Raw genomic sequence first — 5908 nt, 5'->3', positions numbered from 1 at the left:
CCAGCGTTCATCCTGAGCCAGGATCAAACTCTCCAATAAAGTTAGTTTGTCTAGCATCTAAAATAAAAATTGACGTTTCACGTTGTTTGTTTCGTTCAGTTTTCAAAGAACTACTTAGTCGCTCATTTGCGACTTCCTTATGTTAACATTTTCATCTTTCAATGTCAACTAAGTTTTTCATTTCGTTTGTCGCTTGCGATGTTAATGTCATCGGCGACTTGTTCTATATTACACCTCTAAAGTATAATCGTCAACACCTTTTTATAAAGAATTTTAATTTAATATTTTTATACTCTTTTAGCTAGATACGTCTCTATAGGATTTCATTATCGGAGCACACCTTCTGCTTCTCTTTAATTTATTTTTCCAAATATATTTAAGTTAATTTGAACTCTAGACTTAACTTGTGTGGACGTTTTCCTCCAACAAAACTAGCAACCTTATTTTAACAAATACTAGTATATAATTAGAGAGTTGTTGTACTATCAATAAAACTCTATTAGAAGCAGGTGAAGATATGAAAGATATACGTATCCTTATAGCAGACGACGATAAAGAAATCCGAAATTTATTAAAAATATATTTAGAACGAGAATTATACATGGTAGACACTGCAATCAACGGCGAAGAAGCCTTGCATTTATTTAATCAAAATAAATATAACCTCGTTATATTAGATCTTATGATGCCCAAAATAGATGGAATCGAGGTATGTAAAAAACTTAGAGATAAAACTAACGTACCTATATTAATGCTCACTGCTAAAGATCACGAAGTTGATAAAATTTTAGGTTTAAGCATTGGTGCTGATGATTATATTACGAAACCTTTCAGCATTCACGAAGTAATTGCACGAGTAAAAGCTCTTATGCGGCGTTTTTTAGTTCTCGGAAGTAACAATACTGCTCAAGAAAAAACAACTTTATCTTTTAAAGGACTAACTATCAATTTAAATACATACACAGTTCATACAAACAAAGAAGAAATTAGCTTAACCGGAAAAGAATTGGAACTGTTAAAATTCTTTACTTCAAACCCAGGGCAAGTATTTACAAAAACACAGCTCTTCCGAAATGTGTGGGACGATAATTATATAGAAGATGACAATACCGTTATGGTACATATTCGAAAACTTAGAAAGAAAATAGAAATTGACCCTTCCAATCCAAAATTCATTCAGACTATATGGGGAATTGGTTATAAGTTTGTAGGTGAAAAGCTTGAAGACTGATAAAACCCTCTTCCTTATTTCATTACAACTTATCATTTGCGGGATTTTAAACATACAAATGGGCCCAAGATTAAAAATGTCTTTATTTATTATCCTTATCTTAATTACAATTTATCTCTTCTTTTCAAGAATACAATTCATTCAACATCGTAAAGCAATGGATACTAAATTAAGTCGTGTACTAAAAGGAAACTTACAAACGAGATTATTCACAAGCAATGACCACTCATTACATAATATCGTTTTTTCAATAAACGAGCTAATAGCTAAATTAGAGCAGGTTCAGATTGAAGCCAAAAGATCCGAGGAATCCAGAAAACAACTTTTGTCTAGTATCTCCCACGATATACGAACACCACTCACCTCCATTATCGGATATATAGATGCTTTGAAAGACGGAGTTGCTGCTTCTGAAATAGAAAAACAAGAATATCTTAAAATACTCTATATGAAATCAAATAACTTAAAGCACCTAGTTGATGAAATATTCAATATGGCGAAGCTAGACGCTAATGAATTTCCACTAAAAGAAGAAGAACTCGACTTTTCTGAAGTTACTAGAGAAGTTTTGATTGAATTTTTACCTGAGCTCTCAAAACATAACATCGAACTGCAAATTCTCATACCAGAGTCTACTTGTCCTATCATCGCAGATCATCTAAGCATTATGCGGATTATCGGTAATTTAATGAAAAATGCAATTTATTACGGAAAGGATGGGAAAACAATAGGAGTCGAACTGCTAGAAGCTGATGCAGAATACAAACTTCATATTTGGGATCAAGGCCCTGGTATTCCAAAACATGATTTACAAAACATATTTGAGCGAATGTACCGAAGCGAACAATCAAGAAACTCTTCATTTGGTGGTAGCGGTCTCGGACTCTCTATTTCTAAAGCACTCGTTGAAAAAAATGGTGGGCATATATGGGTTGAAAGTACTCCATGGAAACGAACTACTTTTGGCTTTTCTGTTCCAAAACACAATACTTTTAAGAAATAGTTAAGAAATGATTAATATGCAGTTAAGCCTTCCTTTTTATGATGTAAGTAAGAACTTATAGAAAGCAGGTGTCTCCTATAAATACAATTATAAAAACGACTAACCTTACTAAAGTATATGGCAATCAAAAATCAGTAGATAATTTAAATATTAATGTTCAACAAGGAGAGATTTATGGCTTCATAGGCCGCAACGGTGCTGGTAAAACAACAACCATTCGTATGCTGCTTAGTCTTATAAAACCTACAAGTGGAACGATTGAAATATTCGGAGAGAACTTATTCCAAAATCAAAAAGATATTTTAAGCAGAATTGGTTCTATAGTTGAAGTTCCAGGATTTTATGAAAACTTAACTGCAAAAGAAAACCTACTAATTAATGCAAAGATAATTGGGGTTCACAAAAAGAATGCTATCGAAGAAGCATTAGAAATAGTAGGCTTGCAGCATGAGACAAAAAAGTTAGTAGGAAAGTATTCTTTAGGAATGAAGCAACGCTTAGGAATTGCACGCGCTCTTCTCCATTATCCTGAGCTACTCATATTAGATGAACCAACTAACGGACTAGACCCTATTGGTATTAAAGAAATACGAAAACTTATTCATTCTTTAGCTCAAGAAAGAAATATAACAATACTCATTTCTAGTCACATATTAGCCGAGATAGAACAGTTGGTCGATCGTATCGGAATTATTCATGAAGGAAAGTTACTAGAAGAGGTTTCTCTTGATACGCTGCGCAAAGCAAACCGTAAGTACATAGAGTTTCAAGTGAATAATGACGATAAAGCTGTGATGTTATTAGAAAATCATCTTCAAATTTTTGATTATGAAGTACATGATGAAGGAAATATTCGTATTTACTCTCATTTTGGACAACAAGGATACATAAACAGAACGTTTGTTCTTAATGATATTGAAGTATTAAAAATGACGATAAGCGAAGATAGACTAGAAGATTATTTCACCAAACTAGTTGGAGGTGGAACAATTGGTTAATCTACTCTATACAGAACTCTTAAAACTAAAACGCTCTAATATGTTTTTAATTAGCATTATTGGTGCTGGTGTCGCACCTTTCTTAGTTGTAGTAGCCTCTTATATACATATAAAAACAAAACAGCCTACTCCAACTATTTGGTTCCATCAATTATTCACTGACGTTAACTTATATACCACTTTAGTTATAGGATTCCCCTTATATGGAGTAGTGGTTGCATATTTGCTTACCCGTGAATATGCAGAAGATACACTGAAAAATTTACTAACTATCCCCGTGTCGCGCATTAGCTTTATTATAAGTAAATTCATCATTCTCTTTCTTTGGATTATGATGCTAACTTTAGTCGCTTGGGCACTTACTTTAATATTAGGGCTATTGGGGAACTTCCCTGGCTTTAACATTTCTTTACTTTTAGGTTCTTTCCTAGAATTTTTAATATGTGGTGGACTTCTCTTTCTATTGTCTTCACCTATTGTGCTACTAACTCTTGTAATGAAGAGCTATGTACCGCCCATTATATTAACAGTCATTATTACAATGACTAATCTTATGCTCGTAAACTCCAAGCATAAAGATTTATTCCCGTGGACCGCTACTCTAGATATCGCAAATAACGAATTACAACCGACATATCCACCAGAGTATTCTTATATCATCATTGCAGTAACGACAATTTCCGGATTTATTGCAACACTATTCTATTTTAAAAAAGTAGACATTCATTAATTTGTAGGAGTGAAACTATGAGCGATATCATTATTGCCTTCATACTCGGTATTGTAGAAGGATTAGCTGAATTTTTACCTATATCCTCTACTGGCCATCTTATATTAGTCGGGCATTTATTAGGCTTTGAGGGAGAAAGAGCGAAAACGTTTGAAATTGTTATTCAGCTAGGCGCAATTTTAGCCATTGCAATTTTATATCATAAACGTCTCGTTTCTTTATGTAATATTAAGCCTCTTCTACAGAAAGAAAAAAAATTCAACGCGTTCCATGTATTTCTTGGCGTATTTCCGGCAGTGGTTGCTGGTTTGCTACTACATGATATTATTAAAACATACTTATTCCAGCCATACACTGTTGTGATTGGACTTGTAGCAGGGGCAATTCTTATGCTCTTTGCAGAAGTAAAAAAGAAAGAGGCAGCAGCCTATTCACTGGACGATTTAACATACCGCCAAGCTTTAACAATCGGATTATTTCAGTGCTTAGCAGTATACCCTGGCTTCTCTAGAGCTGGCTCTACTATCTCTGGAGGTCTATTAGCAAAAGTAAATTATAAGACTGCATCTGAATTCTCTTTTCTAATAGCTCTTCCTGTAATGATTGGGGCTACAGGCTTAGACTTACTAAAGAGTTGGAAGTATTTAAGTGTCGATGACATCCCTATGTTTGCGGTAGGATTCATTACCTCTTTTATAGTAGCGATGCTAGCGGTAGTAACTTTTCTAAAGCTTTTAGAGAAGATAGGTTTAAAACCTTTTGCGTACTATCGTATTTTGTTGGCTATCTTATTTACGCTTTTCGTATTGCTATAGATTCATATAAGTCACATATTATTAAACTGATATTCAATTTAGAATATCAGTTTTTTCATCTATTTTAACTCTAGTATTACTCACTCCAATATGGCATAGTGATAATAAACTACCATTCTTAATCTGAACGTTCTTTAAGTAACTATATCCTTTATCATAAAATGCAATTGGAAAATTAAAGATCCCATATATGTACAGAACATATTTACAAACTATATTCACTCCACATAGTATCTTTTTAATTTGTAACACACTGCTACAACTTTTAAATGAGTACAAAGACATACTAAATAAGTAAGTAAATTTCCTAGGAATTATAAAGAGACTAAATATGAATTAGAGTGAGGTAACGATAAAAATGAATCAATTAGCACAGACATATTGGGATACTTATTGGGGAAACAACAAAAAACCAGAATCTGTTACAGCTTGGCAATTTTGGGATGCCCCTAATTATCTTGCACAACTAGTAATTGACGGTATTAAAACCGCTACATGCTCCGGTCACATTTTTTATGAATTAGAACATGAATCACTACCGACTACTATTGATTATAGTATTATACTCAATAGTAATGATGAACCTGTAGCTATTATTAAGACAATAGAAGTAACTGTAACACCAATGAATTCGCTATCGCTGAAGGCGAAGGAGATCGTACTTATAATTACTGGAGAGACACCCATGTTCGTTTTTTTACAAAGGAACTAAATGAGCTTGGTCTTAATTTCTCTGAAGATATGTTACTCGTCTGTGAGCGTTTTGAACTTGTTGATGTGAACAATAAAGTGAAATTTTAATAAACTGAGATTTACCAGCCATTCTTATTTTTATAAAACACAAAAAAGACGAGTCATTCTGACTCGTCTTAAAGTTGCTTGGCGACGTCCTACTCTCACAGGGACAAGGTCCCAACTACCATCGGCGCTAGAGAGCTTAACTTCCGTGTTCGGTATGGGAACGGGTGTGACCTCTCTGCCATCATCACCAAACTATTGAAGGTATATTCCTTCAAAACTAGATAACATTGCTTCATATTATATGGTTAAGTCCTCGATCTATTAGTATTCGTCAGCTCCACATGTCACCATGCTTCCACCTCGAACCTATCAACCTGATCATCTTTCAGG

The 5908-nt window shown here is 33.9% G+C and carries 5 protein-coding genes, 2 rRNA genes and 1 pseudogene; 6 read left to right on the top strand and 2 right to left on the bottom strand.

Annotated elements, in window-relative coordinates:
* Positions 1–517: 517 nt before the first annotated feature.
* From GBN78_RS27960 to GBN78_RS27930, 6 genes and pseudogenes are all read left to right on the top strand, one after another.
* Positions 518–1231, top strand: coding sequence for a response regulator transcription factor (locus tag GBN78_RS27960; RefSeq protein ID WP_000651991.1), 714 nt, complete (start codon positions 518–520; stop codon positions 1229–1231).
* Entirely contained in the window at positions 1221–2234 is a 1014-nt protein-coding gene (locus GBN78_RS27955) for a sensor histidine kinase (protein WP_000845335.1), read from the top strand. The genes GBN78_RS27960 and GBN78_RS27955 overlap by 11 nt, the downstream gene beginning before the upstream one ends.
* A 68-nt stretch (positions 2235–2302) precedes the next feature.
* A complete protein-coding gene (locus GBN78_RS27950) occupies positions 2303–3232 on the top strand; it encodes an ABC transporter ATP-binding protein (RefSeq protein WP_152127941.1) in 930 nt (309 codons plus the stop codon).
* The gene (locus GBN78_RS27945) at positions 3225–3962 is read left to right on the top strand and encodes an ABC transporter permease (RefSeq protein WP_000247716.1); all 738 of its coding nucleotides are present in this window, start codon (positions 3225–3227) and stop codon (positions 3960–3962) included. Before GBN78_RS27950 ends, GBN78_RS27945 begins: the two co-directional genes overlap by 8 nt.
* Positions 3963–3979: 17 nt before the next feature.
* Positions 3980–4777, top strand: coding sequence for an undecaprenyl-diphosphate phosphatase UppP (uppP, locus tag GBN78_RS27940; RefSeq protein WP_001279960.1), 798 nt, complete (start codon positions 3980–3982; stop codon positions 4775–4777).
* Between the two features lie 358 nt (positions 4778–5135).
* A pseudogene (locus tag GBN78_RS27930) lies at positions 5136–5578 on the top strand (ASCH domain-containing protein).
* Between the two features lie 76 nt (positions 5579–5654).
* Here the strand turns inward: GBN78_RS27930 and rrf are convergent.
* Positions 5655–5770, bottom strand: a 5S ribosomal RNA gene (rrf, locus tag GBN78_RS27925).
* A 49-nt stretch (positions 5771–5819) separates the two neighbouring features.
* A 23S ribosomal RNA gene (locus GBN78_RS27920) occupies positions 5820–5908 on the bottom strand; the annotation flags it as partial.

Source organism: Bacillus sp. B2-WWTP-C-10-Post-4, from assembly GCF_009183805.1.
Classification (GTDB): Bacteria; Bacillota; Bacilli; order Bacillales; family Bacillaceae_G; genus Bacillus_A; species Bacillus_A cereus.
Note: the sequence above shows the minus strand (reverse complement) of the source record. Positions and strands in the feature narration are given on the sequence as shown.